The following is a 25,453-nucleotide window of genomic DNA, read 5'->3' on the forward strand; positions in this document are numbered from 1 at the left end:
GCGCCGATGGTACTGCATTCGTGAGGATGTGGGAGAGTAGGACACCGCCGGACAACACCCCAGGGTCGAGGCCCCCACCACCGTGGGGGCCTCCCCACCTTTAACCCCCCAAACACACCCCAAGCCGCGAGGCCCGGGGCCGGCCGAGTTCGCTCCACCAAATGTCGAGGCGATGGGCAGGATGCGCCGGGTAAGCTTGGACGATGCCCAGCCTCTTTTCGCACGCCTCAGATTCAATGGATGACCGTTCCCACACGTCAATTGATGTCTCAGCAACGGTAACCATTGCTGCTTCGATTGAGGATGCCTTCGACGGGTTTACCGAAGGCATTCATCTTTGGTGGCCGGTAGAGTCGCAGAGCATTTTCGGCGGGGAGTCGTACGTGGTATTCAGCGATCAGCTATTGCTGGAGGAATCGGACGCCGGGGATGTGCGGCCGTGGGCAGAGGTTGATGAGTGGGTCAGGCCGGAGTCGATTGCCATGCGGTGGGTGCTCGATCCGGATCCCCGGGCGCAAAGCAGCGTTCGGGTGTCTTTTTCAGCTGGCGGGGCGGAGCGCTCTACGGTTTCCGTTCGGCAGCAAAGATCCTCTACCAATCCTGGTCGTGGCGGCTTTGTTTGGGATTGGTCACTTATCTTGTCCAGATACGCCAGATACATGGGTGGGAGCGTCGGGCTCGACTAGACTTGAGGATGGGCTGGAGTGCCCAGGGAATTCTTGCAGTGGAAGATCAATAGTGAAGAGCGGCTGTTACTGTGCCAGTTGGTGCGCTCAAAGGTTTAGGAGTCGGCATGGCTGAGTATCACGGTAACAACCACGGGGGCAATTCCCAAGGACGCAATGGGGGATTCAACGGAGGACGAGACCGGGACGGCCAGGGGAGTCGTCCCACCGGGGCCGGCTCTGCCCGCTTCGGTGACGACCGTCCGTCGGCTGAACGGGACAACCGTGAGAACCGTAAGCCCTATGGCGGCCGACCCGGCCGCAGCGGCGGCGACAGGCCAGTCGGGAATCGAGATGACCGTCCGTTCAGGGCGGCAGACCGTCCGCTGGTCAACGGCCGTCGTGAAGACCGCAAGCCCTATGGTGACCGTCCGGCCCGCCCCTACGGTGACGACCGTCCGGCCCGCGGCGGCGGCGACCGCCCGTATGGTGACCGTCCGGCTCGTGATGAGCGCAAGCCTTACGGTGATCGTCCGGCACGCCCGTATGGTGACCGTCCGGCTCGTGATGAGCGCAAGCCTTACGGTGACCGTCCGGCACGCCCGTATGGTGACCGTCCGGCCCGTGACGAGCGCAAGCCTTACGGTGATCGTCCGGCACGCCCGTATGGTGACCGTCCGGCCCGTGACGAGCGCAAGCCTTACGGTGATCGCCCGGCACGCCCCTATGGTGACCGTCCGGCCCGTGACGAGCGCAAGCCTTACGGTGATCGCCCGGCACGCCCCTATGGTGACCGTCCGGCCCGTGACGAGCGCAAGCCTTATGGTGATCGCCCGGCACGCCCGTATGGTGACCGTCCCGCCCGTGACGAGCGCAAGCCTTACGGTGATCGCCCGGCCCGCCCTTTCGGTGACCGACCGTCCCGCAGCGGCGGGGACCGCCCGTACGGTGACCGTCCGGCCCGTGACGAGCGCAAGCCTTACGGTGATCGCCCGGCACGCCCCTATGGTGACCGCGACGAGCGCAAGCCGTACGGTGACCGTCCGGCCCGCGACGAGCGCAAGCCTTACGGTGATCGCCCGGCACGCCCCTATGGCGACCGCGACGAGCGCAAGCCGTACGGTGACCGTCCGGCCCGCAGCGGCGGAGACCGCCCGTACGGTGACCGTCCGGCCCGTGACGAGCGCAAGCCTTACGGCGACCGTCCGGCACGCCCCTATGGCGACCGCGACAACCGCGGCGGCGACCATGGGCATACCGGACCCCGCGTGGCACCGCCGCGCAATGCCGGGGACCTGCGCAGCTCCAACCGCCCGGACCGCGACCGTTCGCCGGAGATCGACCGGGACGTTACGGGGGAAGAACTGGACAAGGTAACCCGTGCCCAGCTGCGCATCCTGGATTCGCGCAACAATGAATGGGTTTCCAAGCACCTGGTGATGGCCGGGCGACTCATCGACTTCGAGCCGGAGCTTGCCTTCGAGCACGCCTTGGCGGCGAGCCGCCGCGGCGGACGCCTGGCCTGCGTCCGCGAAGCCGTCGCCATGACCGCCTACGCCGCCGGGAATTACGCCGAGGCGTTGCGTGAATTGCGCACGTACCGTCGCATCAGCGGCTCCAACGTCCACCTTCCGCTCATGGCGGACTGTGAGCGCGGACTGGGCCGGCCCGACCGCGCCCTGGACCTGATCAAATCCGAGGACGCGTCGTCGCTGGACCTCGCGGGCAAGGTTGAGTTGGCCATCGTGGAGTCCGGCGCCCGCGGCGACCTGGGCGACTATGACGCAGCCCTCTCGGCCCTGGAGATCCCGCAACTGGACATCAACCGCGCGTTCTCCTTCAGCCCCCGCCTGTTCCGCGCCTACGGCATCGCCCTGCGCGCCGCCGGACGCAAGGCCGAGGCCAAGACCTGGGAGCACCGGGCCGGTGTGGCCGAGGAGGCGCTGGGCATCGAGGACGACACCGATTCCTTGATCATCGACCTTGGCGCTGACGACGACGAGGACGGCGTGGAGGTTCGGCCCCGGACCCGCGTCTCGGACGTCATGGACGCCTCCGACGCCGGAGCGCCGGCCGCCGCTGAAAGCGTTGCGGCCCTCGACGCAGAGCCGGGCAAGGGGCATGACGTGCCGGAAGTGGACGACGCCGAGTCCGACTACTTCGAATCCGACGACGCCGAGTCGGACATTGACAGTGCCGAGGACGATCTCGATCAGGCGGTCGGGGAACCGGATACCGACGCTCAGCGCGACGACGACGCCGTCCAGCACGACGGCCCGCTCGAGTCCAGCGATCACCAGGGGAACTAGCGAATTGGTGTCGGAAACACTGCTCAGCCGGTTCGACGCCGTCCTGGCCGATCTGGACGGCGTCGTATACGCCGGCCAGCACGCCATCCCGGGTGCGGTCGAGGCCCTGACCGCACTGGCGGACCATGGCGTAAAACTGGGGTACGTGACGAACAACGCGTCGCGCACCCCGGCCCATGTGGCGGCGCACCTGCGGGAGCTGGGCGCCCCCGCCGCGGACGACCAGGTGGTCAGCTCGGCCCAGGCCGGAGCCGCCCTGCTGGCGGAGAAATTCCCGGCCGGCAGCACCGTTCTGGTGATCGGCAGCGGCGCGCTGGCCCGCGAGATCGAGCTGGTGGGTATGACGGTTGTCAACGGCGCCCAGGACCGGCCCGACGTCGTCATCCAGGGTTTTGACCCCGACCTGGGCTGGGCGGACCTGGCCGAGGCCGCGTACGCCGTCAACGCCGGCGCCGCCTGGATCGCCACCAACACGGACCTGACCATTCCACGCGACCGGGGGATCGCCCCGGGCAACGGGGCGCTGGTCGCGGCGGTGCGCACCGCCGTCGGGCAGGACCCGCTGGTGGCCGGCAAGCCGGCGGCGCCGCTGTTCCACACCGCCGCTGGCCGCTTGGGCGCGAGCGCCCCTCTGGTGGTGGGCGACCGCCTGGATACGGATATCCTCGGCGGCAACAACGCCGGCATGGCCACCGCGCTCGTGCTCACGGGCGTGGACTCCGGCGAGACCGCGCTGAGGGCGCGCACCGCCGAACGCCCGGACTTCATCCTCGAGACCCTCGCCGACTTGTACCAGCCCTATCCTGCGATCACGGTCGCGGACGGCGTTTTCACGTGCGGTGACGTGTCGGCCACGGTCGAGCACGGAACCGTCACCGTGACCACGCCGCAACCCGGTGGGATCAATGCCTGGCGCGCCATCTGCGCCGCCTGGTGGGCGGCGGTGCCGGAGTCGGACACGGCGACCGACCCCCGGCTGGAGTGGCAGCGCGCCGTGACGTTGATCGGGGGGGCGGAGACCGGTGAGTGATCACGCGGCCGTGCCGCCGACCAACGCGTCGCCCACGGGGGACCCTGCCGTGGACGCCATCGTCGCCCGCGCGGCACAGGCCGCCACGCGCCCGACCCAAGAGCACAACCCCCTGTACGCCGGGCTCGCCGATGCCCTCCAGGAAGAGCTCGACGCCGACCCCGACGCCGACCCCGACGCCGGCCTGCCGGACGGCACCGCATGAACCGCCTGGATGCGGAACTTGTCACCCGGGGACTGGCCCGCTCCCGGACACTGGCCGCCACCCTGATCAAGGCCGGCCGTGTGACGGTGGACGGCAAGCCCGCGGCCAAGGCCTCACAGCGGGCGGACGCAGACATGGTCATCGAGGTGGGTGCGGCAGGTGAGCCCGAGTACGTCTCCCGCGCCGGGCACAAGTTGGCGGGGGCGCTGGCCCACTTCCCCCAGGTGAGGGTGGCCGGCCAACGCTGCTTTGACGCCGGCGCGTCCACCGGCGGGTTCACCGACGTGCTGCTGCGCCACGGCGCCGCCCGGGTGGCCGCCGTCGACGTCGGCCACGGCCAAATGGTCCAGGCATTGCGGCAGGACCCCCGCGTGGACGTGTATGAGGGCGTCAACATCCGTTACCAGCAACCGGAGGATATCGGCGGGCCGGCCGACCTGACCGTCTGTGACCTTTCCTTCATCTCCCTGACCATGGTGATGGTGCCGCTGACGCAGGCAACACGCCCGGGCGGGAATCTTTTGCTCATGGTGAAACCCCAGTTCGAGGTGGGCCGGGAGCGGCTGGCGCGCACCGGCGTCGTCAGTTCCGAGAATGAACGACGGCGCGCCGTCGCCCAGGTGGCGCAGGCGGCGGTCGCGGCGGGACTGTCGTTGCGGGGGCTGGGGGTCAGCCAACTGCCCGGCCAGGACGGTAATGTTGAGTATTTTCTGTGGGCCAGCCGGGAACTGTCGGCGCAGGCACCTAAGATCGAAGAACAGGCAAGGGCCGTGGAAGGGTTGCTGGCGCAGCTCTGGCCCTGATGAACTTGACCCAGCCCACCATTGGCACCCGGCCGGATTGACGAGGAAGCGGAACACATGACACGGCGCGTCTTGATTCTTGCCCACACCGGGCGCGAGGAATCGATGATTGCTGCGCTCGAGGCCTGCGTGCAACTCCACGCCAACAACATCGTGCCGGTCATGTATGCCGAGGAGCTGGCGGACATGACCGGGTACCTGGGGGTCTCGGACGTCAGCATGGAGATCTTGGACCGCGACGTCACCTTGGCCGACGTCGAGCTGGTCATGGTGCTCGGCGGCGACGGGACCATCTTGCGCGCCGCCGAGCTGGTCCGCGACTACGACGTCCCGCTGTTGGGCGTGAACCTGGGCCACGTGGGCTTCCTGGCCGAAAGTGAACGCGCCGACCTCATCCAAACCGTTGACTGGGTGGTCCGGCGCGAATACTCCGTGGAGGAGCGCATGACCCTGGACGTCACGGTCCGGGTCAAGGGCAAGGTCGTGGCGCACACCTGGGCGCTGAACGAGGTGGCCCTGGAAAAGGGCAACCGCGAACGCATGATTGAGGTGGTCACCGAAGTCGACGGGCGTCCGCTGAGCTCCTTTGGCTGCGACGGTGTCGTGATGGCCACCCCCACAGGCTCCACCGCCTACGCGTTCTCCGCCGGCGGCCCGGTCGTGTGGCCCGAGGTGGAGGCACTGCTGATGGTCCCGATCAGTGCCCACGCCCTTTTTGCCAAGCCGCTGGTCGTGGCGCCCACCTCCACGCTCGCGGTGGAGGTCCTCACCCGCAACGGCGCCTACGGGGTGATCTGGTGTGACGGGCGGCGCACCGTGGACCTGCTGCCCGGCGCCCGCATCGAGGTCACGCGCTCCAACCAGCCGGTCAAGCTCGCCCGCACCCAGGCGTCGCCGTTCTCCGAGCGCCTGGTGCGCAAGTTTGAGCTGCCGGTACAGGGCTGGCGCGGGCCCTCCGGGGACGAGTCCGTGGCACCCACCACCCAGCTGCCCATCATCGCCCCGCCGCGGCCAAAAACGCAGCCGGACGGCCCGCACGCCGGCCCGGTCCCGCTCGTGCCCGACCTCATGGCCGCCCCGGACGGCGCCGCGGACGGGGGGTGGCCAAACCATGATTGAGGAAATCCGCATTCGCGACCTTGGCGTCATTTCCGAGGCCACCTTGCCCCTCGGCCCGGGCCTGAGCGTCGTCAGCGGCGAGACCGGCGCCGGAAAGACCATGGTGGTGACCGCCGTCGGACTGCTCCTGGGCAACCGGGCCGACGCCGGGGCCGTGCGTACCGGGGCGAAATCGGCGTCCGCCGAGGCAACGCTGACCCTGCCGGCCGGCCACGCCGCCCTGAGCCGGGCCCTGGAGGCCGGCGCGGACATTGACGAGTTCGACGGCGGCGCGGAGCTGATCCTGGCCCGCACGGTGGGTGCCGACGGGCGCAGCCGGGCCCATGTGGGCGGGCGCAGTGCGCCCGTGGGGGTGCTGACCGAGCTGGGGGAGACCCTCGTGGCGGTGCACGGGCAGTCGGATCAGATCCGGCTCAAGGGCGCCTCGGCGCAGCGGGAGGCGCTGGACAAGTTTGCCGCGGAGGCGGAAAAGTCCTTTTCGACCCGCCTGGCCGCCTACCGGGCCGTTTTTGAGCGGTGGCGCGAGGCCCGGGCGGAGCTGGAACTGTTGCGCACCTCCAGCCGGGAACGGTTGCGCGAGGCCGAGTCGCTGGCCACCGCCCTGGCGGAGATCCAGGCCGTGGACCCGCAGCCGGGCGAGGACGAGGCACTCAAGGCCGAGGCCATCAAGCTGGGCAATGTCGAGGAACTGCGCAAGGCCTCCCTTGGCGCGCACGAGGCACTCATCGCCGAGGACTACGGGGAGGGCCCGGACGCCGTGACCCTCGTCGATGCGGCCAGGCGGCTGCTGGAGGCCGTGGCCGACTCCGACGACGAGCTCGCCGAGACCTCCAAGCGCATCTCCGAGGTGGGCTACCTGCTCGCCGACATCGCCCGGGACCTGGTCGGTTACGCGACCTCGCTCGACTCCGAGGGGCCCGGCCGGCTGGCTGAGGTGGAGGACCGTCGCGGCGAACTGGCGGTCTTGGTGCGCAAGTACGCACCCAGCATTGACGAGGTCTTGCAATGGGCCGCGGCGTCGCAGCTCCGGCTGGATGAACTGGCGGATGATTCCGGCCGCATCGAGCTCCTCGAAGCCGAGGTGGCCGACGCCCTGGCGGAACTGGCGGCGCTGGCCGCCGACGTCACCAGGCTGCGCCGCTCCGCCGCGGACAAGCTCTCCCGCCAAGTCAGCGCCGAACTGAAGGCGCTGGCCATGCCCGACGCCAGGCTGGTCATCGAACTGGCCGCCGCGGAGCGCGGCATCCACGGGGCGGACGATATTTCCTTCCTGCTGCAGCCGCACGCCGGCTCCCAGCCCCGCCCGCTGGGGAAGGGCGCCTCCGGTGGTGAGCTCTCCCGCGTCATGTTGGCGCTGGAAGTGGTGCTGGCCGCCGTCGACCCCGTGCCGACCTTCGTCTTCGACGAGGTCGACTCGGGCGTGGGAGGCAAGGCCGCCGTCGAGATCGGGCGGCGCCTGGCCATGCTGGCCCGCCACGTGCAGGTCCTGGTCGTCACGCACCTGCCACAGGTGGCCGCGTTTGCCGACCAGCACATCCTGGTCACCAAGAGCTCCGTGAACAACCGCTCAGGGGGCGGCATCACCACCAGCAACGTCCGGCTGCTCAATGATGAAGAGCGTGTCAGGGAACTGGCCCGCATGCTGGCAGGACAGGAGGAATCCGCGACCGCGCAGGCCCACGCCAAGGAACTGTTGGCCGGCGCCCGGCGAACTTCACCGTAGCGACTCCGCATATCCCGTGACCGGCCGGCTACGCGGCGGCGGTCCGCTGACGAATATTGGCTCATTAGATGATAGGCTCGAATTCCGTGGTGCAACGATCAAATTCCCGGTTCAGTGGTCAGTCCAAGACGACCAAACACATCTTCGTCACCGGTGGTGTCGCGTCCTCGCTCGGTAAGGGGTTGACGGCGTCCAGCCTCGGTCACCTGCTTCGTGCACGCGGCCTCTCGGTGACCATGCAAAAGCTCGATCCCTATCTCAATGTGGATCCTGGCACAATGAATCCCTTCCAGCACGGTGAAGTCTTCGTCACTGATGACGGCGCCGAAACCGACCTCGACATTGGCCACTACGAGCGCTTCCTCGACGAAAACCTTGAAGGCTCCGCCAACGTCACCACCGGCCAGGTGTACTCCACCGTCATCGCCAAGGAACGCCGCGGCGAATACCTCGGGGACACCGTCCAGGTCATCCCGCACATCACCGACGAGATCAAGCGCCGGATGCGCCTGCCCTCGGAGGCCAAGAACGCCCCCGACGTCATCATCACCGAAATTGGCGGCACCGTCGGGGACATCGAGTCCCAGCCGTTCCTGGAATCCGCCCGCCAGGTGCGCCAGGACGTGGGCCGGACCAACGTGTTCTTCGTGCATGTCTCCCTGGTGCCCTACATTGGCCCGTCGCACGAACTCAAGACCAAGCCCACGCAGCACTCCGTCGCCGCGCTGCGGTCCCTGGGCATCGCCCCGGACGCCATCATCCTGCGCTCGGACCGGAACCTGCCGGACGCCATGCGCGCCAAGATCGGCCGCGCCTGCGACGTGGACCTCGACGCCGTGATCGGCTGCCCCGACGCCCCGAGCATCTACGACATCCCCAAGACGCTGCACGCGCAGGGCCTGGACTCGTACATTGTCCGGGCCCTGGACCTGCCGTTCAAGGACGTCAACTGGACCAAGTGGGACAAGCTCCTGGAAGCGGTCCACAATCCGCTGCACAACATCGAGATTGCCTTGGTGGGCAAGTACATCGACCTGCCCGACGCCTACCTGTCCGTGACCGAGGCCCTGCGTGCCGGCGGGTTTGCCAACAGCACGAAGGTCGCCATCCGCTGGGTCCCCTCCGACGACTGTGCCACGGAAGCCGGGGCGCTGAAGGCGTTGGCCGACGTCGACGCGATTTGCGTGCCCGGCGGCTTCGGCATCCGCGGCCTGGAGGGCAAGCTCGGCGCCCTCAAGTACGCCCGGGAAAACCAGGTCCCCACCCTTGGGCTGTGCCTTGGCCTGCAGTGCATGGTCATCGAGTACGCGCGCAATGTGGTCGGCCTGGAAGGGGCATCGTCCTCCGAGTTCGACGACGACCCCACCTACCCGGTCATCGCCACGATGGAGGAGCAGCTGGACATTGTGGACGGCAAGGGCGACCTGGGCGGCACGATGCGCCTGGGCCTGTACCCGGCCGTCCTGGCCGAGGGTTCGGTCATCGCCGAAACCTACGGCACCACCGACGTTTCCGAACGCCACCGGCACCGCTATGAGGTCAACAACAAGTACCGCGACCAACTCGCGGCCGCGGGCCTGGTCTTTTCCGGCACGTCCCCGGACGGCAAGCTGGTGGAGTATGTGGAACTGCCGCGCGAGGTCCACCCGTACTACGTCTCCACGCAGGCCCACCCGGAACTGAGCTCACGGCCCACCCGCCCGCACCCGCTCTTTGCCGGCCTGGTGGCCGCCGCCCTGGAGCGCCAAAACGCCACCCGGCTGCTGGAGGTCTAGGCGGCGGTGACCAGTCCCGAGACACCGTTGACGGCGGAGACCACGGAGCGGCTCCCGGCCGGTGCGCCGGCTCCGGCCGGTCTGCCCGGCGTCGGCGGCGGCCCGGTGGCCGACCAGATCAGCGCCCGCGCCGTCCAGTCCTCCTCAACGGTGTACCAGGGGCGCATCTGGGACGTCGTCTCGGACACGTTCACGCTGGAACCCGGGTCTGCGCCACTGACCCGCGACTACATCGCCCACCCGGGGGCCGTGGCCGTCGTCGTCCTCAATGAGCACGACCAGGTGCTGTTGCTGCGCCAATACCGCCATCCCGTCCGGATGAACCTGTGGGAGATTCCCGCCGGGCTGCTGGACGTCGAGGGCGAGGATTTTGTGGCGGGCGCCGCCCGGGAGCTGGCCGAAGAGGCCGACCTCGTCGCGGCCCGGTGGCAGGTGCTGACCGACTTCTTCACGTCGCCGGGCTCCTCCAGCGAGGCCATCCGGATCTACCTGGCGCGCGGCATTTCCTTCGTGCCCGAGGCCGGCCGCCACGTGCGCACCGAGGAGGAGGCCGAAATCCAGTTCCGCTGGGTGGACCTGGACGAGGCCGCCGACGCGGTCGCGGCCGGGCACATCCACAACCCGTCCGCCGTCGTGGGCATCCTCACGGCCGCACGGGCCCGGCGCAACGGATTCTCCACCCTGCGTGAGGCACACGCGCCCTGGCCGGCCCACCCCAGCCAGCGCCGGCCGTGACCGAGGCGCCCGGCCCGCCCTCGGTTGTGGACCGGGCCGTCGAGGACTACCTCCAGCATGTGGGGGTGGAACGCGGCCTTGCCGCCAACACGCTGCAGGCCTACCGGCGCGATCTTGTGCGCTACGGGCGGTTCCTGCGGTCCGCCGGGGTGGCTGCACCCGGGGACGTCACCCGCCACCACGTGAGCGCCTTTGCCCAGGCACTGGCCGACGGTGCGGACGGGGGAGCGGTGCTCGGGTTGCGCTCGGCCGCCCGCACGGTCGTGGCCGTCCGCGGCCTGCACAAATTTTGGGCCCTGGAGGGGCTGACCGCCGCCGACCCGGCCGCCGACGTGCACCCGCCCATGGCCGGGCGCCGCCTGCCCAAGGCCATCAGCGTGGCCAACGTGACCCGGATCCTGGACGCCGCCGGCTCCGACACCGCGGCCGGCCTGCGCGACCGGGCCATGCTGGAGTTCCTGTACTCGACCGGGGCGCGCATCAGCGAGGCCGTGGGGCTGGACGTGGATGACCTGGTCCTGGCCGGGTCCGGCGACACCGGCCCGTCCCTGGTGCGGCTGTTCGGCAAGGGGTCCAAGGAGCGGCTGGTGCCGGTGGGCTCCTACGCGCAACGGGCGCTGGAGGCGTACCTGGTGCGTGGGCGCGGATCGCTGGCCGCCAAGGGCAGGGGGACCCCCGCATTGTTCCTGAACACCCGCGGTGGGCGGATCAGCCGGCAGAGCGCATGGGCCATCCTCAAGTCCGCCGCCGACAGGGCCGGGCTGGACCTGGACGTGTCGCCGCACACGCTCCGGCATTCCTTTGCCACCCACCTGCTCGAGGGCGGCGCGGACGTGCGGGTGGTGCAGGAGCTGCTCGGCCACGCATCGGTGACCACCACGCAGGTGTACACGCTGGTCACGGCCGAGACGCTGCGCGAGGTGTACGCGGCCGCCCACCCGCGCGCGCTGGGCTAAACGGATGGCCTACGCTGAGGGCATGAGAGCAGCCCATGTGACCTTGTGCTTTGTGATCCGCGACTTCGACGGGGCGGAGCAGGTGTTGTTGGGGCTGAAGAAGACGGGGTTCGGCACGGGCAAGGTCGTGGGGATCGGCGGCCACGTGGAACCGGGCGAAACCCCGGCACAGGCCATCTGCCGCGAGGTGGCCGAGGAGTCCGCCCTGGTGGTGGCCGAGAGGGACCTGATCCCGGCCGGCACCGTTGACTTCGTGTTCCCGGCCCGGCCGGAGTGGGATATGTTTACCACCGTCTACCTGTGCCGGACCTTTGCCGGCCAGGTGCAAGAAAGCGACGAGATCGCCCCCGCCTGGTACCCGGTGGACCAGTTGCCGGAGGCGCGCATGTGGGCCGACGCCGTCCACTGGCTTCCGGCGTTCCTGTCCGGGGAGCGGGCGGCCTGGCGGATCGAGCTCAACCCGGACAACGAGACGGTCGCCTCCAGCACGTCCGTGCCCGTCCCGGAGAGGATCTGACCCGCACCAAACGTCGAAAAACTCCCCGGCGACGCGGATTCTCGACATCTAGTGCGGGCCAGTTTTCTGGTTGGAGTCAGGGCTTGACGACGGTCAGCAGGAACGTCGAATCCTCCAAGGCCTCCACGGAGTGCCGGGCCATCGGGATCACCAGCAGGTCACCGGTCGAGCCCTCCCAGGACACGTCGCCGGAGGCGAGCACCAGCCGCCCGCCCAGCACTTGCAAGGTGGCCTCGCCCGGGTTGTCGTGGGCATCGAGCATGGAACCGGCGGTGAGCGCGATGACCGTCTGGCGCAGCACCTTCTCATGCCCGCCGTGCACGGTGCGGGCGCTGCGCCCGTTCTTGGTGGACTGCGCGGCCGCCAACAATTCCCGGGCCAACGCCTTCAGCGAAGATTTTTCCACGATGCTCCTTCTACCTGCCGTGCCTACCAGTCTTGTACGCCACTTTACCGCTGCCCGGCCCCGCCAGGGCAAAAGACCCCGCCACGGCAAAAGACACCGCCGCCCCGGGGCGGCGGTGTGGCGGGCAAGTTCTAGCCCAGGTGGCGTTCGTCCACGCCGTTGTACGCGCTCAACGGGCGGATCAGGGCGTTGGAGGCGCGCTGCTCCATGATGTGGGCCGTCCAGCCCGTGATGCGGGAGGCAATGAAGATGGGCGTGAACATGTCCGTGTCGAAGCCCATCAGGTGGTAAGTCGGCCCGGCCGGGTAGTCGAGGTTGGGCTTGATCGCCTTGGCCTCGTCCATGGCCTGCTGCAGGCCGTCGTACAGGCCCAGGATCTCCGGCCGGTCGAAGTGGGCAATCATGGCATCCAGCGCGCCCTTCATGGTGGGCACGCGGGAGTCCCCGTGCTTGTAGACGCGGTGGCCGAAGCCCATGACCTTCCTCTTCTTGGCCAGGGCGTCCTCCATCCACGCCTTCGCGCGGGCGGCGGCGTCCTCGCGGGATTCCTCCTTGCGGATGCCGATCTCGTCAAAGGTGTGCATGACGGCCTCGTTGGCGCCGCCGTGCAGCGGCCCCTTCAACGCCCCGATCGCCCCCGTCACCGCCGAATGCAGATCCGACAGCGTGGAGGTGATGACCCGGGCGGTGAACGTGGAAGCGTTGAAGGAGTGCTCGGCATACAACACCATGGACACGCGGAACGCGTCCACCACCTCGGGCGCCGCCTCCTCGCCAAAGGTCATCCACAGGAAGTTCTGCGAGTAGTCCAGGTCCTCCCGCGGCTCCACCACGCCCAGGGAACGACGACGGCGCTGGTCGTAGGCGACGACGGCCGGGAAGTGCGCAAACAGGGATTTTGCCTTCTCCAGTTCGGCCGCGGGCGAGGAGTCCTCGACCAGGGCGTGGTTGGCGCCCAGGACCGAGACGGCGGTGCGTGCCACATCCATCGGGTGGCAGTCCAGCGGCAGCAGGTCGATGGCGGCCCGCACGTTGGCATCCAGCGCCCGGTTGGCCCGCTCGAAGGCCTCGAACCGGGTCAGCTCCTCCTCGGTGGGCAGCTCGCCGGTCCACAGCAGCAGGGCCACCTCCTCAAAGGACTTCCGGGCGGCAAGTTCCTGGACCGGGTAGCCGCGGTACAGCAGCGAATTGGACTCGGGATTGACTTTGGAGATGGCCGTGTAGTCGGCCACGACGCCGGCAAGACCCTTACGTACGACTTCGTCACTCACAGTGGGTGCTCCTTGGGGCCTAGAGATTGGCGTTGTTGGTGGTGATGTCCAGGCCTGGAACCTGGAAATTGAAGATGCCTGTATCAAACTGGTTATACGCTTCGTAGTCAACCAGTTCATAGAGGCGGGCGCGAGTGAGCATCTCCGGCACGGCGGCCTCCTGGGTGCCGTCGGCGGAAATCGCGTCCAGGACCCTTTCCGCGGCCCCCATGGCGCTGCGCAGCAGGGTCACCGGGTAGATGATCATGGCGACGCCGGCGTTGGCCAGGTCCTTCCGCGAGAACAGTTCGCTCTTGCCAAATTCGGTCATGTTCGCCAGCACCGGCACGGAGACGGCCTGGCAGACCGCTTCAAATTCGGCGACGTTCTTCATGGCTTCCGGGAAGATGGCGTCCGCGCCGGCGTCGACCAGGGCCTTGGCCCGGTTGATGGCCGCGTCGAGGCCCTCTACGGCGCGCAGGTCGGTGCGGGCCATGATCAGGAAGTTCGGGTCGCGGCGGGCGTCGGCCGCGGCGGCGATGCGCTTGACGGCCGTGTCCAGGTCCACCATGTTCTTCCCATCCAGGTGGCCGCAGCGCTTGGGGTTGAACTGGTCCTCGATGTGGCAGCCGGCCAGGCCGGCGTTTTCAAGTTCCGCGATGGTGCGGGCCACGTTCATCGGTTCCCCGAAGCCGGTGTCGGCGTCGATGAGGCACGGCAGGTCCGTCATGCGGGCGATCTGCCCGCCGCGGGCCGCCACCTCGCTCAGCGTGGTCATGCCGATGTCCGGCAGGCCCAGCTCGTTGGCCAGGACCGCGCCGGAGATGTAGACGCCGTCGAACTTCTTTTCCGCGATGAGGCGGGCCGACAACGGGTTGAAAGCGCCGGGGAACTGGCGGGCCGCACCCGGGACGAGCATGGCGCGCAGATCGCGGCGCTTCTGCTCCGGGGACTTCTTGGAATACAGCATTTAGAACAATCCCTTCGGGGCGGCGGCGAGGTCAATGACGCCCGGGGCCGCGGTGATGTTCAGCTGGCCCAGTTCGCCCGCGGCCAGCTGGGGCAGGTTTTCGGCCGCCGCGATGAAGCGGTCGATCTCGGCCGGCTCGACGAGGCCGGCGGCCAGGGTGCGGAACTTGTTGATGTACTGCTCGCGCGCAAACGGCCGGGCGCCGAGCGGGTGGGCGTCGGCGACGGCGATCGAGTCCGTGATGACCGTGCCGTCGGTGAGCGTGATCTCCACGGAGCCGCCAAACGCCTTCTCGGCGATGTCCAGCGAGTGGTAGCGGCGGGTCCATTCGGCGTCCTCCGCCGTGGTGACCTTCTGCCACAGCGCCACGGTGTCGGGGCGGCCGGCGCGTTCGGGCGAATAGGAGTCCACGTGGTGCCACGAGCCGTCCTGCAGGGCCACCGTGAAGATGTAGGGGATGGAGTGGTCCAGGGTCTCCCGGGAGGCGGTGGGGTCGTACTTCTGGGGGTCGTTGGCGCCGGAGCCGATGACGTAATGCGTGTGGTGGCTGGTCTTGATCAGCACGCCGGCAACGTTGGCGGGGTCCGCGGCTTCGGGGTGTTCGCCGTGCAGCTTGCGGGCCAGGTCGATCCACGCCTGGGCCTGGTACTCGGCCGAGTGTTCCTTGGTGTAGGTGTCCAGGATGGCACGCTTGGCCTCGCCGTCGGCCGGCAGCGGCACCGTGTACCGGGCCTCCGGGCCGTCCAGCAGCCACGCGATGACGCCGTCTTCACCCTCATAGATCGGCACCGGGGAGGTCTGGCCGCGCATGGCGCGATCCGCCGCCTCGACGGCCATCTTGCCGGCAAACGCCGGGGCGTGCGCCTTCCAGGTGGAGATCTCGCCCTTGCGGGACTGGCGGGTGGCCGTGGTGGTGTGCAGGCCCTGTCCCACGGCCTGGAAAATGGTCTCGACCTCCAGGCCCAGCAGGGTGCCGATGCCGGCGGCCGCGGACGGGCCGAGGTGGGCAACATGGTCGATCTTGTGCTTGTGCAGGCAGATGGCCTTGACCAGGTCCACCTGGATCTCGTAGCCGGTGGCGATGCCGCGGATCAGGTCCGCGCCGCTGGCGCCGGTGTGCTGGGCGACGGCGAGAATCGGCGGGATGTTGTCGCCCGGGTGCGAGTACTCGGCGGCGAGGAACGTGTCATGGTAGTCGAGTTCGCGCACGGCCACGCCGTTGGCCCAGGCCGCCCACTCGGGGGAGACCAACTCGCGGATGCCGAAGACGGAGGCGCCGGCCCCGCCCGAGGAGGGGGCGTGGGCCAGGGCCTGGGCGCGGGCCGCGACGATGGGGCCGCGGTTCAGTGACGCGATGGCCACCGAGGCGTTGTCGATCACGCGGTTGATGATCATCTCCGTCACCTCGGGCGTGACGGCGACCTGGTCGGCGGCAACCTTGGCGATCTTGTAGGCGAGCTGGTCTTCGCGGGCGAGGTTCTCTTCGCTTTTGTAGACACGAACGGCGTGCTGGGTAACCATGGTGGTCCTTTCAAAGGGCGGTTGGTGGGGCTTGAGTTCTTGGGGCCGGTGGGGCGCTGCCCCGGGCGGGACGCTGCCCGGCTAGGAGGCGGCCGGCTCGGGTGTTCGCTGCGGGGTCCCGGCCGGCTGGGGGGTCGGCTGTTCGGGTGCGGCGGAGAGCAGGTGCCGCAGGCTGTTGTCCAGGTGGACGGTGGTGGCGGCGTTGGCCACGACGGCGTTGCCGTTGGCGATGGCCAGGGCGATGGCCGCGTGTTCCTTGGCCGCGTCCCGGAGCCGGGCCGGATTGTCCTTGGAGAACCGGCGCACGCGCACCAGGTGCACGCGCAGGCTCTTCAACGCCTGGGTCAGGTAGGGGTTCTCGATTGCGGCGTCGATGGCGGCATCCAATTCGCCCACCAGCTGGTAGTACTCCCGGCGGGCCGGGTCGTTGTCGCTGAGCAGCTCGCCGGCGTTGACCAGCTGCCGGTGCAGGTCCCGGAAGACCTTGGGGTCGCACCGCCGGGAGGCGAGCTCCGCGGCCCGGCATTCCAGGGCCGACCGGAGCTCGAACAGTTCGCCCAGGTGGTCCAGGGAGATGGCGCTGACGACGACGCCGCGCCCGCTCTGCGGCTCGGCCAGCCCCTCCGCGCTGAGCTTGGCCAGGGCCTCCCGGACCGGGGTGCGGGAGACTCCCAGGCGGGCGGAGAGCTCGACCTCGGCCAGGACGGTGCCGGGGGGCAGGCGCCACTCCACAATGTCGCTGCGCAGCGTGGCATAGGCCTTGTCGCTGGCTCGCATCCGCGCCTCCTTTGGCTACTCGCGCCGTTTCACGCCGTTCCACGGCACGGCATCAGTGCATACAACGAGTGTATACAAAGATTGCAGGAAATTGCAGTTTCCTTGGAAATAGTTCCCGGCAAAGCGATTTGTGTATACAGAAATGCTTGTGCGCCGGCCCGAAATCTGCCTAACATGGTGCACGTCACATCAACGCGGATGGAGAACCCCCATGGCACCACACGGCACCGGCTACATGTCCGAATACCAGCGCAGCCTCAACGATCCGGAGCGGTTCTGGCTGGACGCGGCACGGGCCGTGGATTGGGTGGTTGAACCCCGCCGCGCGCACAGCGACGCCGAGGCGCCCATCAGCCGCTGGTTTCCCGACGGTGAACTCAACACGTGCTTCAACGCCCTGGACCGGCACGTGGCCGCCGGCCGCGGCGACCAGACGGCGCTGATCCACGATTCGGCGATGCTGGGCACCATCCGCCGCTACAGCTACAAGGAATTGACCGACGAGGTGGCCCGGTTTGCCGGAGTGCTGCGGGCCCATGGCGTGGGCAAGGGCGACCGTGTGGTCATCTACCTGCCCATGATCCCGGAGGCGGCCATCGCCATGCTCGCCACCGCCCGCCTCGGTGCCATCCACTCGGTGGTCTTTGGCGGGTTTGCCGCGACCGAATTGTCGGTGCGCATCAAGGACGCCGCGCCGGCCGCCATCGTGACCGCCACCGGCGGGCTGGAGCCCAACCGGCACATCGAATACCTGCCCACCGTCCGGGAGGCGCTGGCCAAGGCCGGCCGGGAAGACACGCCCGTGATCATCAAGCAACGCCCGGGCTTTGCCACGGACCCGGCGGCACTGGAGTGGACCTGGACGGACTGGGACGCCGCGCTCGCCGATGCGCAGCCGGCCGCGCCGGTAACCGTCAAGGCGACCGATCCGCTGTACATCCTGTACACCTCCGGGACCACCGGCACGCCGAAGGGCGTGGTCCGCGACAACGGGGGACACGCCGTCGCCCTGCTGTGGAGCATGAGGAACCTGTACGACATCCACCCCGGAGACGTGTGGTGGACGGCGTCGGACGTGGGCTGGGTGGTGGGGCATTCGTACATCGTGTACGGGCCGCTGCTGGCCGGAGCCGCCACGGTCATGTACGAGGGCAAGCCCGTGGGCACCCCGGACGCGGGCGCCTTTTGGCGCGTCATCGCCGAACACGGGGTCAAGGCCTTGTTCACCGCCCCCACGGCCATGCGCGCCATCCGCAAGATGGACCCGGCCGCCGCGCTGCTGGCCACGTACGACCTCGGCTCGCTGGAAACCCTGTTCACCGCCGGGGAGCGCCTGGACACCGATACMTACCACTGGGCCGGCAAGGTGCTCGGCGTGCCGGTCGTGGACCACTGGTGGCAGACGGAAACCGGCTGGGCGATTGTCGGCAATCCGCGCGGCATGGAGCCGCTCCCCATCAAGGCTGGCTCGCCCACGGTGCCCATGCCCGGCTACGACCTGCGCATTGTGGACGGCGGCGGCCAGGAGGTGCCCGCCGGGACCGAGGGCAACATCGTCTTGCGGCTGCCGCTGCCGCCGGGCACGCTGCCCACCTTGTGGGGCGACGACCAGCGGTACGTGGACTCCTATCTGGGGGCGTTTGCCGGCTGTTACGCCACGGGGGATTCCGGCTACGTGGACGACGACGGGTACGTGTTTGTCATGGGGCGCGCCGATGACGTCATCAACGTGGCCGGGCACCGCCTCTCCACGGGCGCCATCGAGCAGGTGGTGGGGCAGCACCCGGCAGTGGCCGAATGCGCCGTCATCGGCGTGGCCGATGAGCTCAAGGGCCAGCGGGCGGTCGGCTATGTGGTGCTCAAGAGCGGCGTGTCGATCGACCCGGCGGTGCTGGAGAGCGAGCTGGTGGCCCTCGTGCGCCGGGAGATCGGTCCCGTGGCCGACTTCAAGAACGCCACCATCGTGGACGCCCTGCCCAAGACGCGTTCCGGAAAGATCCTGCGCAAGACCATGCGCCAGATCGCGGACGGGGCCGACTACACCGTCCCGTCGACCATCGAGGACATGTCCGTCATCGAGGACCTTATTCCCGTCCTCACCGCGGGGCGGTAACCCGATCCAGGGGTATCCTGCCGGCCGAAATACTTCCCTTCGGCGCGGAACCCGGCCCGGGTTCCGCGCCAGTGGCCACCCTGCGCCGAACTGATCGTGAGTCGTGCGCCCGGCGGAAGTCCGCGGCCGGGGGCGCTCACTGGTGAGGCGACAACGGCGGGAATCGGCCCCTTTTGGCTAAGGGTGTGGCGGCTCCGTGGGGCGCAGCCAGCGGTATTCGAGTTCCGGCCGGCCGGGGGAGCCGTAGCGGGGGGCCTTGGCGGCGGACCCGGTCTCGGACAGGTAGTCCAGGTAGCGCCGGGCGGTGACACGGGAGATCCGCAACGCCTCCGCCGCCTCCRTGGCCGACGCCGGCGCCCCGGCCGCGCGCAGCCAGTCCACCACGGCGCCGAGCGTTTCCGGCAGCATGCCCTTGGGCAGGCGAAGCTTGCCGCTGGGCCGCAGCGTGGCCAGCGCCCTGTCGATGGCGTCCTGGCTGGTGACGGACCGGTCCGCCAGCACGGCGCTGTACCGCTGGTAGCTTTCCAGCTTTTCCGAGAACGCCGCAAACGTGAACGGCTTAATCAGGTAGGCCGTGATGCCCAGCGCGATCGCCGAACGCACCACGTGAATCTCCCGCACCGCGGTGATGGCCACAACGTCCGGCACCAGTCCCAGCCCGTGGATGCGCCGCAGCAGGTCCAGGCCGTGCCCGTCGGTGAGGTTCATGTCCAGCAGGATCAGGTGGATGGGCGCGGTGTCCGGATCGTTGAGGACGGCCAGCGCCGAGCCCATGCCGTCGGCCGTGGCGACCACCGAAAACCCGTCCAGCCGGCGCACGTAGTCCGCGTGCGCGGCCAGGGCGACGGGTTCGTCGTCGACCACCAGCACGCGGATGGGGGCGGCGTTGGTCATGCGGGCTCCATTTCGGCCAGGGGGACGACGACGGTCAGCACGGCGCCGCCGTCGTTCTCGGCCCGGAGGGTACCGCCCAGGGCGGCCACGGCACGCCGCACGAGCGCCAGGCCGAAGCCCCGCCCGCCCGGGGCCGCGCCGGTCTTGCCGCTCATGCCCAGGCGGCCCAGCACGTCGAGGTTGGTGTTGGGCAGGCCGGGGCCGTTGTCCGCCACGGTGATGGTGAGCGCGCCGTCGGCGACCAGCAGGTCCGCCCACACGTGCGGCCGGCCGGCCACGCCCCCGCCCTCCGTGCCGGCGGCTCCGGCCGCCGCGTCGATGGCATTGTCGACCAGGTTGCCCAGCACCGTCACCAGCTCGCGGGCGTCCAGGATGCCGTGCGCCAGGGTGCCGGAGCCGCTCAGTTCAAGGGTCACCCCGCGCTCATAGGCCTGGGAGACCTTGCCCAGCAGCAGCGCGGAGAGGAAGGGCTCATCCAGCGTGCCCACAAACTGGTCCCCGAACCGGTGGGAGTCATCCAGGTCGCGGGTGGCGAAGTCCAGGGCCTCGGGCAGGCGGTCCAGTTCCAGCAAGGAGATGATCGCGTGCAGCCGGTTCGCGTGTTCGTGCGTCTGGGAGCGCAACGCTTCCACCAGGGTCTGGGTGCTGCTGAGGTTTTCGGCCAGCCGGGTCAGCTCCGTGTGGTCGCGCAGGGTGGCGACGGCTCCGGCCGGGGCGTCGGAGCCGGGCTGCACGGCGGGGCGTTGGCTGACCACCAGCAGCCGGGACCCGGTCAGGTGGACCTCGTCCGTGGCGGGGCGCCCGCTGCGCAGCAGCTCCTTGAGGCTGTCCGGCAGCGGCAGGGTGTCCAGGGTCGGCGGCGTCGCCCGGACACCGGCGGTGCCGGGTTGCGGATCGATGCCCAGCAGCAGCGCGGCATGGTCGTTGTACAACACCATGGTGCCGCCGGTGTCCACCAGCACCAGCCCCTCCCGGACGGAGTGGAGGACCGATTCGTAGTACGCGAACAGCTGGGCCAGCTCCTCCGGACCCCAGCCCAGCGTGACCCGCTTGAGGTAGCGTCCCAGCAGCCAGGCGGCCAGCGAACCGGCCAGCAGCAGCGCCGCGGCCAGCCCCAGCACGGCCGGCAGCCGGGCGGCCACCAGCACCTGGACGTTGCTGACGGTGATGCCGGCGGCCACCATGCCCTTGACCACCTTGGCCGAATTCTTGATCGGCACGATCACGCGCACGGACGGGCCCAGGGTGCCCACGGTCGTCTCGAAATAGGTGTGTCCGGCCTGGGCCTGCGTGATGGACCCGGCATAGGTTTTCCCGATCTGGTCCGGGTTGGGGTGGGTCCAGCGGGTGCCGTGGGGATCCATGATGGTGATGAAGTCGACGTTGGCGTCCCGCATGACGTTGAGCGCATAGGGTTCCAGCACGGCGGCGGGGTTCGCGGAGTCGGCCGCGGCCAGGACCACGGGGCTGTCCGCCAGGGCCGTGGCAATCGAGAGCATGCGCTGGCGGGTCTGCTCATAGGTGCGGGAGCCGGCGTCGTAGACCATGACGGCGGCCAGGCTGCCGGTCAGCAGCAGCACAAAGAGCAGGTTGGCGGTGAACAACCGCCGCGCAATACTCCACCGGCGCCAGAACATGGGGAACCTTTCCTGCGACCAATATGAACGCAACGGTGAGTTGTATCACGCAAACGGGCACTGTTGTGTGAGGCGGATCGCACGCCGCACTAACCAATGCTAATCACAAGGAGTGAAAATGAGCTCTCAACGACGAGAGTCCGCCACAAAGGCCCGCCGCCTGGACAAGACACACTGGCTGTACCTGGCCGTGGTGGTCGGCGTCGTCCTGGGGGTGCTGGTGGGACTGGTGTTCCCCGGCAAGCACGGCTTTGCCGCATCCCTGAAGCCCATGGGCGATGCGTTCATCGGCCTGATCAAGATGATGATCACGCCCATCATCTTCTGCACCATCGTCATCGGCGTCGGCTCCATCAAGAAGGCGGCCACCGTGGGCAAGGTGGGCGGCCTGGCCCTGCTGTACTTCATGGTGATGACCACGTTTGCCCTGGGCATCGGCATGGTGGTCGGCAACATCATCCCCATCGGCTCCGGACTGCACCTCCAGGATGCCGTCTACAAGACCACCGCCGAGGCCAGCACCACGCAGGACTTCATCCTGGGCATCATCCCGGAGTCCATGTTCTCCGCCCTGACCTCCGGGAACATCCTGCAGACCCTGCTCATTGCGCTGCTGACCGGGTTCGCCCTGCAAAAGATGGGCCGGGCCGGGCAGGCCGTGCTGACCGGGATCGGGCACATCCAGACCCTCGTGTTCCGCATCCTGATCATGATCATGTGGACCGCCCCCATCGGCGCCTTCGGTGCCATCGCCGCCGTCGTCGGCGTCACCGGCTGGGCCGCCATCGGCGCCCTCGGCCTGCTGATGGCGGCGTTCTACCTCACCTGCGCCCTGTTCGTGGTGGTGATCCTGGGCAGCATCTTGAAGCTGGCCACCGGCTTCAACATCTTCAAGCTCATGCGCTACCTGGGCCGCGAATACCTGCTGATCGTCTCCACGTCCTCCTCCGACGTCGCCCTGCCGCGGCTGATCGCCAAGATGGAGCACCTGGGCGTGTCCAAGCCGGTCGTTGGCATCACGGTCCCGACGGGCTACTCGTTCAACCTCGACGGCACCGCGATCTACCTGACCATGGCCTCCTTGTTCATCTCCAACGCGATGGGCGTGCCGATGGACCTGGGCCAGCAGATCGGCCTGCTGGTCTTCATGGTCATCGCCTCCAAGGGCGCAGCCGGGGTCACCGGTGCCGGGCTGGCCACGCTGGCCGCCGGGCTCCAGGCGCACCGCCCCGACCTGGTGGGCGGCGTCGCCTTCATCGTCGGCATCGACCGCTTCATGTCCGAGGCCCGCGCGCTCACGAACTTCACCGGCAACGCCGTCGCCACGGTGCTCATGGGCACCTGGGTGAAGGAGATCGACGCCGCCCAGGTCGCCCGGGTGCTCGACAAGCAGGATCCGTTCGACGAATCCTCCATGCTCTCCCATGAGGACGCCCTCCTCGGCGCCGCGGACTCGGACGACGCCGGCACGCCCCTTGCGCTCGGGGTGTCCGCCGGGTCGACGGATCCCTCGGGCGAGGGCCGGGTTCCGGCCCGGGTGTAGCCGGCTGAGGCATCCACCTCGAGGGGTCATCCGACCACGCACTCGCCCCCCGGGCGAGGTGGCCGGGTGACCCCTCGTTTGTGGTTTGGGCGGGCGGCGCCCGTGTGCGCGGAGGCCCGAAGGGCCCTAGAGGTTGTCCATCGCTTCGCAGGGGCTGGTTCCCGGTTGGGTGCGGTGGACCTCCCGCGCGAGCCGTCCGATCAAGCGGCCCAGGGCCCGGGCGTCGTCCTCCTCGAGCCCGGCCAGGAGGTCGGCTTCGGCGGCCGCCACGCGGTCCTCGTACCGCGTGAGCATCCGCCGGCCGGCCGCCGTGGCAATGACCTTGCGCGCCCTTCGGTCCGCCGGGTCGGGGACGCGTTCGACGACGCCGGCATCGACCAGGGCGTCGATGAGGTAGGTCAGCACGGTCCTGTCGATCGCCAGGTGGGCGCCGAGGGCCTGCTGGTTGGGCGGATCCCGGTGCACCACCGCCGAAAGCACCTGGAAGCCGCGGATGCCGGCCGGCATGGCCTCAACGGCCGCCTCGAAACGGGTCTGGTAACCGCGCAGCACCATGCCCAGGTGCCAGCCAAGATCGCCCGGAACGGCCGCCGGCGCGGCCCCGGGGAGGGGTTGGGTGCTTTGGGTCATGACCCCATCATAACTCCAGTCATGAAGTTGCACAGATAATCTGTTTGAAATATAGTCTGTTGGACAGACTATATGGAGAAACGGAGGGACCGCAGCATGAGCGCTCCCGCGAACCAGCCCGCAGCAGCCCGGACCATCGGGATCCTCGGCGCCGGCAGGGTGGGGACCGCCGTCGCCCGCCAGGCCCTGAAGGCCGGCTACGGCGTGCGGATTGCCACCTCCCGCCCGGCCGAGGAAATCGCGCTGCTGGTGGAGATCATCACCCCCGGCGCGGCGGCCGTGGGGGCGGCCGAGGCGGCCGCGGCCGACATCGTGGTCCTGGCCGTGCCGCTGCACAAATACCGGACGCTTCAGCCGGGGCTGCTGGCCGGCGCAACGGTCATCGACGCGATGAACTACTGGGCGCCCATCGACGGTGAAATTGACGATTTCGAGGGCAGTCCCCGCACGAGCAGCGAAGTCATCCAGTCCTTCCTGGCCGGCGCCCTGCTGGTCAAGACCCTGAACCACATCGGCTACCACGACCTGGAGGCGGAGGGCCGGGATGCCGCAGCGGCGGGCCGGCGCGCCCTGGCCCTGGCCGGCGACCACGACGGCGCGAAAGCCGTGGTGGCCGCCTTCATCGACCGTCTCGGCTACGACCCGCTCGACGCCGGCCCGCTCCGGGCGGGCCGCGCCTTCCAGCCGGGCACCGAAATTTTCAACGGCGCCCACACCCTGCCGGAACTCCAGGAAATCCTGGCCACTGACCGGGAATCCGCACTCGCCTGACCCCGCCTGCCACACCCCGCAGCACTGCCCTTAGGAGAATATGATGGAACTTGGCGCCTACAGCTTTGGTGACACCCAACGCAATCCGGACGGAAGCCTGCGGCCCACGGCCGAGGCCATCGGAAACCTCTTTGCGGCGATCGTCCTGGCCGATCAGGCTGGGCTCGACTATTTCGGTGTGGGCGAACACCACACCCTGGACATGCCCGCGTCCTCCCCGGGGACGGTGATCGCGGCCGCGGCGGCCGCCACACGGCGGATCAAGCTCGGCAGCGGCGCGAGCATCATCAGCACCGATGACCCCGTGCGGGTGTTCCAACAGTTTTCCACCGCCGATGCGATCTCCGGCGGCCGGGTGGAAATCACCGCCGGCCGCGGCTCCTCGGTGGAGACCTTTCCGCTCTTCGGCTTTGATCTGGACGACTATGACCGGCTCTACGCCGAGAAGCTCGAGCTGCTGATGGCCATCAATGACAGCCCTACCGCGAACGTTTCCTGGTCCGGGACCGTCCGGGCGCCCATTCACGACCTGGCCGTCGTGCCCCGGCCGGTCCACGGCAAGCTGCCGATCTGGCTGGCCACCGGAGGCAGCGCCCCGTCCTCGGCCCGCGCCGGCAAACTGGGCCTGCCCATTTCCTACGGCATCATCGGCGGGGCCCCCGCCCGGTTCGCCCCGCTCGCCAACCTCTACCGGGCCTCGGCCGCGCAGGCGGGGCACGCGGGGGAGAACATCAAGGTCTCCGTGGCGGCCCTGGGGCTGATCGCCCCGACGAAGCAGGAGGCCCTGGACCGCTTTTACCCCGGTTGGTACAACCTGAACATCGGGATGGGCAAGCTGCGCGGCTGGCCGGCCCCGGACCGGCGGGCGTTCCTGGCCCAGGCCGAGGCCCCGGGAGCGTACTACGTCGGCGACCCGGACGAGGTCGCGGCCCGCATCGTGGATCTCCATGGACACATGGGGCATATGCGGCATTTCCTGCAAATGGACATCGGCTCCCTGCCCCAGGAGCACTTCCTGGAGTCCCTCACACTGCTGGCCACCGAGGTCAAGCCCCGCGTGGAGCGCCTGCTGGCCGGCAAGTAAACGCCGGCCCCGCAACGGGG

The 25,453-nt window shown here is 69.0% G+C and carries 24 protein-coding genes; 15 read left to right on the plus strand and 9 right to left on the minus strand.

From position 1 onward, the window contains the following. The first annotated feature begins 236 nt into the window (after positions 1–236). Positions 237–686 carry a hypothetical protein gene (locus AB4Y80_RS13045; RefSeq protein ID WP_442214650.1) on the plus strand — a complete coding sequence of 150 codons (450 nt, stop codon included), beginning with the start codon at positions 237–239 and terminating at the stop codon, positions 684–686. Between the two features lie 95 nt (positions 687–781). Here AB4Y80_RS13045 and AB4Y80_RS13050 read toward each other — a convergent pair whose 3' ends face one another. Beyond that, positions 782–1,921 carry a hypothetical protein gene (locus tag AB4Y80_RS13050; protein ID WP_442214652.1) on the minus strand — a complete coding sequence of 380 codons (1,140 nt, stop codon included), beginning with the start codon at positions 1,919–1,921 and terminating at the stop codon, positions 782–784. 12 nt (positions 1,922–1,933) lie between these two features. Here AB4Y80_RS13050 and AB4Y80_RS13055 point away from each other — a divergent pair, with 12 nt between their 5' ends. From AB4Y80_RS13055 to AB4Y80_RS13100, 10 genes are all read left to right on the plus strand, one after another. Further along, a complete protein-coding gene (locus tag AB4Y80_RS13055; RefSeq protein ID WP_442214653.1) occupies positions 1,934–2,974 on the plus strand; it encodes a hypothetical protein in 1,041 nt (346 codons plus the stop codon). A 4-nt stretch (positions 2,975–2,978) separates the two neighbouring features. Then, positions 2,979–4,004: an HAD-IIA family hydrolase gene (locus tag AB4Y80_RS13060; RefSeq protein ID WP_442214655.1), complete on the plus strand. Its 1,026-nt coding sequence runs from the start codon at positions 2,979–2,981 to the stop codon at positions 4,002–4,004. Further along, entirely contained in the window at positions 3,997–4,209 is a 213-nt protein-coding gene (locus AB4Y80_RS13065) for a hypothetical protein (protein ID WP_442214657.1), read from the plus strand. The genes AB4Y80_RS13060 and AB4Y80_RS13065 overlap by 8 nt, the downstream gene beginning before the upstream one ends. Further along, positions 4,206–5,012 carry a TlyA family RNA methyltransferase gene (locus AB4Y80_RS13070; RefSeq protein WP_442214659.1) on the plus strand — a complete coding sequence of 269 codons (807 nt, stop codon included), beginning with the start codon at positions 4,206–4,208 and terminating at the stop codon, positions 5,010–5,012. Before AB4Y80_RS13065 ends, AB4Y80_RS13070 begins: the two co-directional genes overlap by 4 nt. A gap of 57 nt (positions 5,013–5,069) precedes the next feature. Further along, the gene (locus AB4Y80_RS13075; protein ID WP_442214660.1) at positions 5,070–6,131 is read left to right on the plus strand and encodes an NAD kinase; all 1,062 of its coding nucleotides are present in this window, start codon (positions 5,070–5,072) and stop codon (positions 6,129–6,131) included. Beyond that, positions 6,124–7,854 carry a DNA repair protein RecN gene (gene recN / locus AB4Y80_RS13080; protein WP_442214661.1) on the plus strand — a complete coding sequence of 577 codons (1,731 nt, stop codon included), beginning with the start codon at positions 6,124–6,126 and terminating at the stop codon, positions 7,852–7,854. The genes AB4Y80_RS13075 and recN overlap by 8 nt, the downstream gene beginning before the upstream one ends. Positions 7,855–7,922: 68 nt before the next feature. Then, the gene (locus AB4Y80_RS13085; RefSeq protein WP_442214662.1) at positions 7,923–9,629 is read left to right on the plus strand and encodes a CTP synthase; all 1,707 of its coding nucleotides are present in this window, start codon (positions 7,923–7,925) and stop codon (positions 9,627–9,629) included. Positions 9,630–9,710: 81 nt separating this feature from the next. Beyond that, entirely contained in the window at positions 9,711–10,364 is a 654-nt protein-coding gene (locus AB4Y80_RS13090; protein ID WP_442214754.1) for an NUDIX domain-containing protein, read from the plus strand. Beyond that, positions 10,361–11,320 (plus strand): site-specific tyrosine recombinase XerD, encoded by a 960-nt coding sequence (gene xerD / locus AB4Y80_RS13095; protein ID WP_442214663.1) that lies wholly within the window; start codon positions 10,361–10,363, stop codon positions 11,318–11,320. Before AB4Y80_RS13090 ends, xerD begins: the two co-directional genes overlap by 4 nt. A gap of 22 nt (positions 11,321–11,342) precedes the next feature. Continuing rightward, the gene (locus AB4Y80_RS13100) at positions 11,343–11,837 is read left to right on the plus strand and encodes an 8-oxo-dGTP diphosphatase (protein ID WP_442214665.1); all 495 of its coding nucleotides are present in this window, start codon (positions 11,343–11,345) and stop codon (positions 11,835–11,837) included. Between the two features lie 76 nt (positions 11,838–11,913). Here AB4Y80_RS13100 and AB4Y80_RS13105 read toward each other — a convergent pair whose 3' ends face one another. The 5 genes from AB4Y80_RS13105 to AB4Y80_RS13125 all read right to left on the minus strand — a co-directional run bounded on the left by AB4Y80_RS13105 (position 11,914) and on the right by AB4Y80_RS13125 (position 16,761). Continuing rightward, positions 11,914–12,243 (minus strand): cupin domain-containing protein, encoded by a 330-nt coding sequence (locus AB4Y80_RS13105; RefSeq protein WP_442214666.1) that lies wholly within the window; start codon positions 12,241–12,243, stop codon positions 11,914–11,916. Between the two features lie 131 nt (positions 12,244–12,374). Continuing rightward, positions 12,375–13,514: a bifunctional 2-methylcitrate synthase/citrate synthase gene (locus AB4Y80_RS13110; protein WP_442214667.1), complete on the minus strand. Its 1,140-nt coding sequence runs from the start codon at positions 13,512–13,514 to the stop codon at positions 12,375–12,377. 19 nt (positions 13,515–13,533) lie between these two features. After that, positions 13,534–14,463, minus strand: coding sequence for a methylisocitrate lyase (gene prpB / locus AB4Y80_RS13115; protein ID WP_442214668.1), 930 nt, complete (start codon positions 14,461–14,463; stop codon positions 13,534–13,536). Continuing rightward, complete coding sequence (locus AB4Y80_RS13120) at positions 14,464–15,984, minus strand: MmgE/PrpD family protein (protein WP_442214670.1); 1,521 nt, start codon at positions 15,982–15,984, stop codon at positions 14,464–14,466. 81 nt (positions 15,985–16,065) lie between these two features. Further along, positions 16,066–16,761: a GntR family transcriptional regulator gene (locus AB4Y80_RS13125; protein WP_442214671.1), complete on the minus strand. Its 696-nt coding sequence runs from the start codon at positions 16,759–16,761 to the stop codon at positions 16,066–16,068. Between the two features lie 211 nt (positions 16,762–16,972). On the opposite strand from AB4Y80_RS13125, the gene AB4Y80_RS13130 reads away from it, so the two are divergent. Beyond that, positions 16,973–18,874, plus strand: a complete 1,902-nt coding sequence (locus AB4Y80_RS13130) for an AMP-binding protein (RefSeq protein WP_442214672.1) — start codon at positions 16,973–16,975, stop codon at positions 18,872–18,874. A 177-nt stretch (positions 18,875–19,051) separates the two neighbouring features. On the opposite strand, the gene AB4Y80_RS13135 is transcribed toward AB4Y80_RS13130, so the two are convergent. Then, complete coding sequence (locus AB4Y80_RS13135; RefSeq protein ID WP_442214674.1) at positions 19,052–19,768, minus strand: response regulator; 717 nt, start codon at positions 19,766–19,768, stop codon at positions 19,052–19,054. Beyond that, the gene (locus AB4Y80_RS13140) at positions 19,765–21,405 is read right to left on the minus strand and encodes a sensor histidine kinase (RefSeq protein ID WP_442214676.1); all 1,641 of its coding nucleotides are present in this window, start codon (positions 21,403–21,405) and stop codon (positions 19,765–19,767) included. Before AB4Y80_RS13140 ends, AB4Y80_RS13135 begins: the two co-directional genes overlap by 4 nt. Positions 21,406–21,523: 118 nt before the next feature. Here AB4Y80_RS13140 and AB4Y80_RS13145 point away from each other — a divergent pair, with 118 nt between their 5' ends. After that, positions 21,524–22,948, plus strand: coding sequence for a cation:dicarboxylate symporter family transporter (locus tag AB4Y80_RS13145; RefSeq protein WP_442214677.1), 1,425 nt, complete (start codon positions 21,524–21,526; stop codon positions 22,946–22,948). A 126-nt stretch (positions 22,949–23,074) separates the two neighbouring features. Here the strand turns inward: AB4Y80_RS13145 and AB4Y80_RS13150 are convergent, their stop codons facing one another. Then, on the minus strand, positions 23,075–23,578 hold the full coding sequence (locus AB4Y80_RS13150) for a MarR family winged helix-turn-helix transcriptional regulator (RefSeq protein WP_442214679.1): 504 nt from the start codon (positions 23,576–23,578) through the stop codon (positions 23,075–23,077). Positions 23,579–23,674: 96 nt separating this feature from the next. Between AB4Y80_RS13150 and AB4Y80_RS13155 the strand changes: the two genes are divergently transcribed. Next, positions 23,675–24,349 (plus strand): NADPH-dependent F420 reductase, encoded by a 675-nt coding sequence (locus AB4Y80_RS13155; RefSeq protein ID WP_442214680.1) that lies wholly within the window; start codon positions 23,675–23,677, stop codon positions 24,347–24,349. 40 nt (positions 24,350–24,389) lie between these two features. Then, complete coding sequence (locus AB4Y80_RS13160) at positions 24,390–25,433, plus strand: LLM class flavin-dependent oxidoreductase (RefSeq protein ID WP_442214681.1); 1,044 nt, start codon at positions 24,390–24,392, stop codon at positions 25,431–25,433. Positions 25,434–25,453: the final 20 nt, after the last annotated feature.

It is taken from the genome of Specibacter sp. RAF43 (genome assembly GCF_052114065.1).
In the GTDB taxonomy this organism is placed as follows: domain Bacteria; phylum Actinomycetota; class Actinomycetes; order Actinomycetales; family Micrococcaceae; genus Specibacter.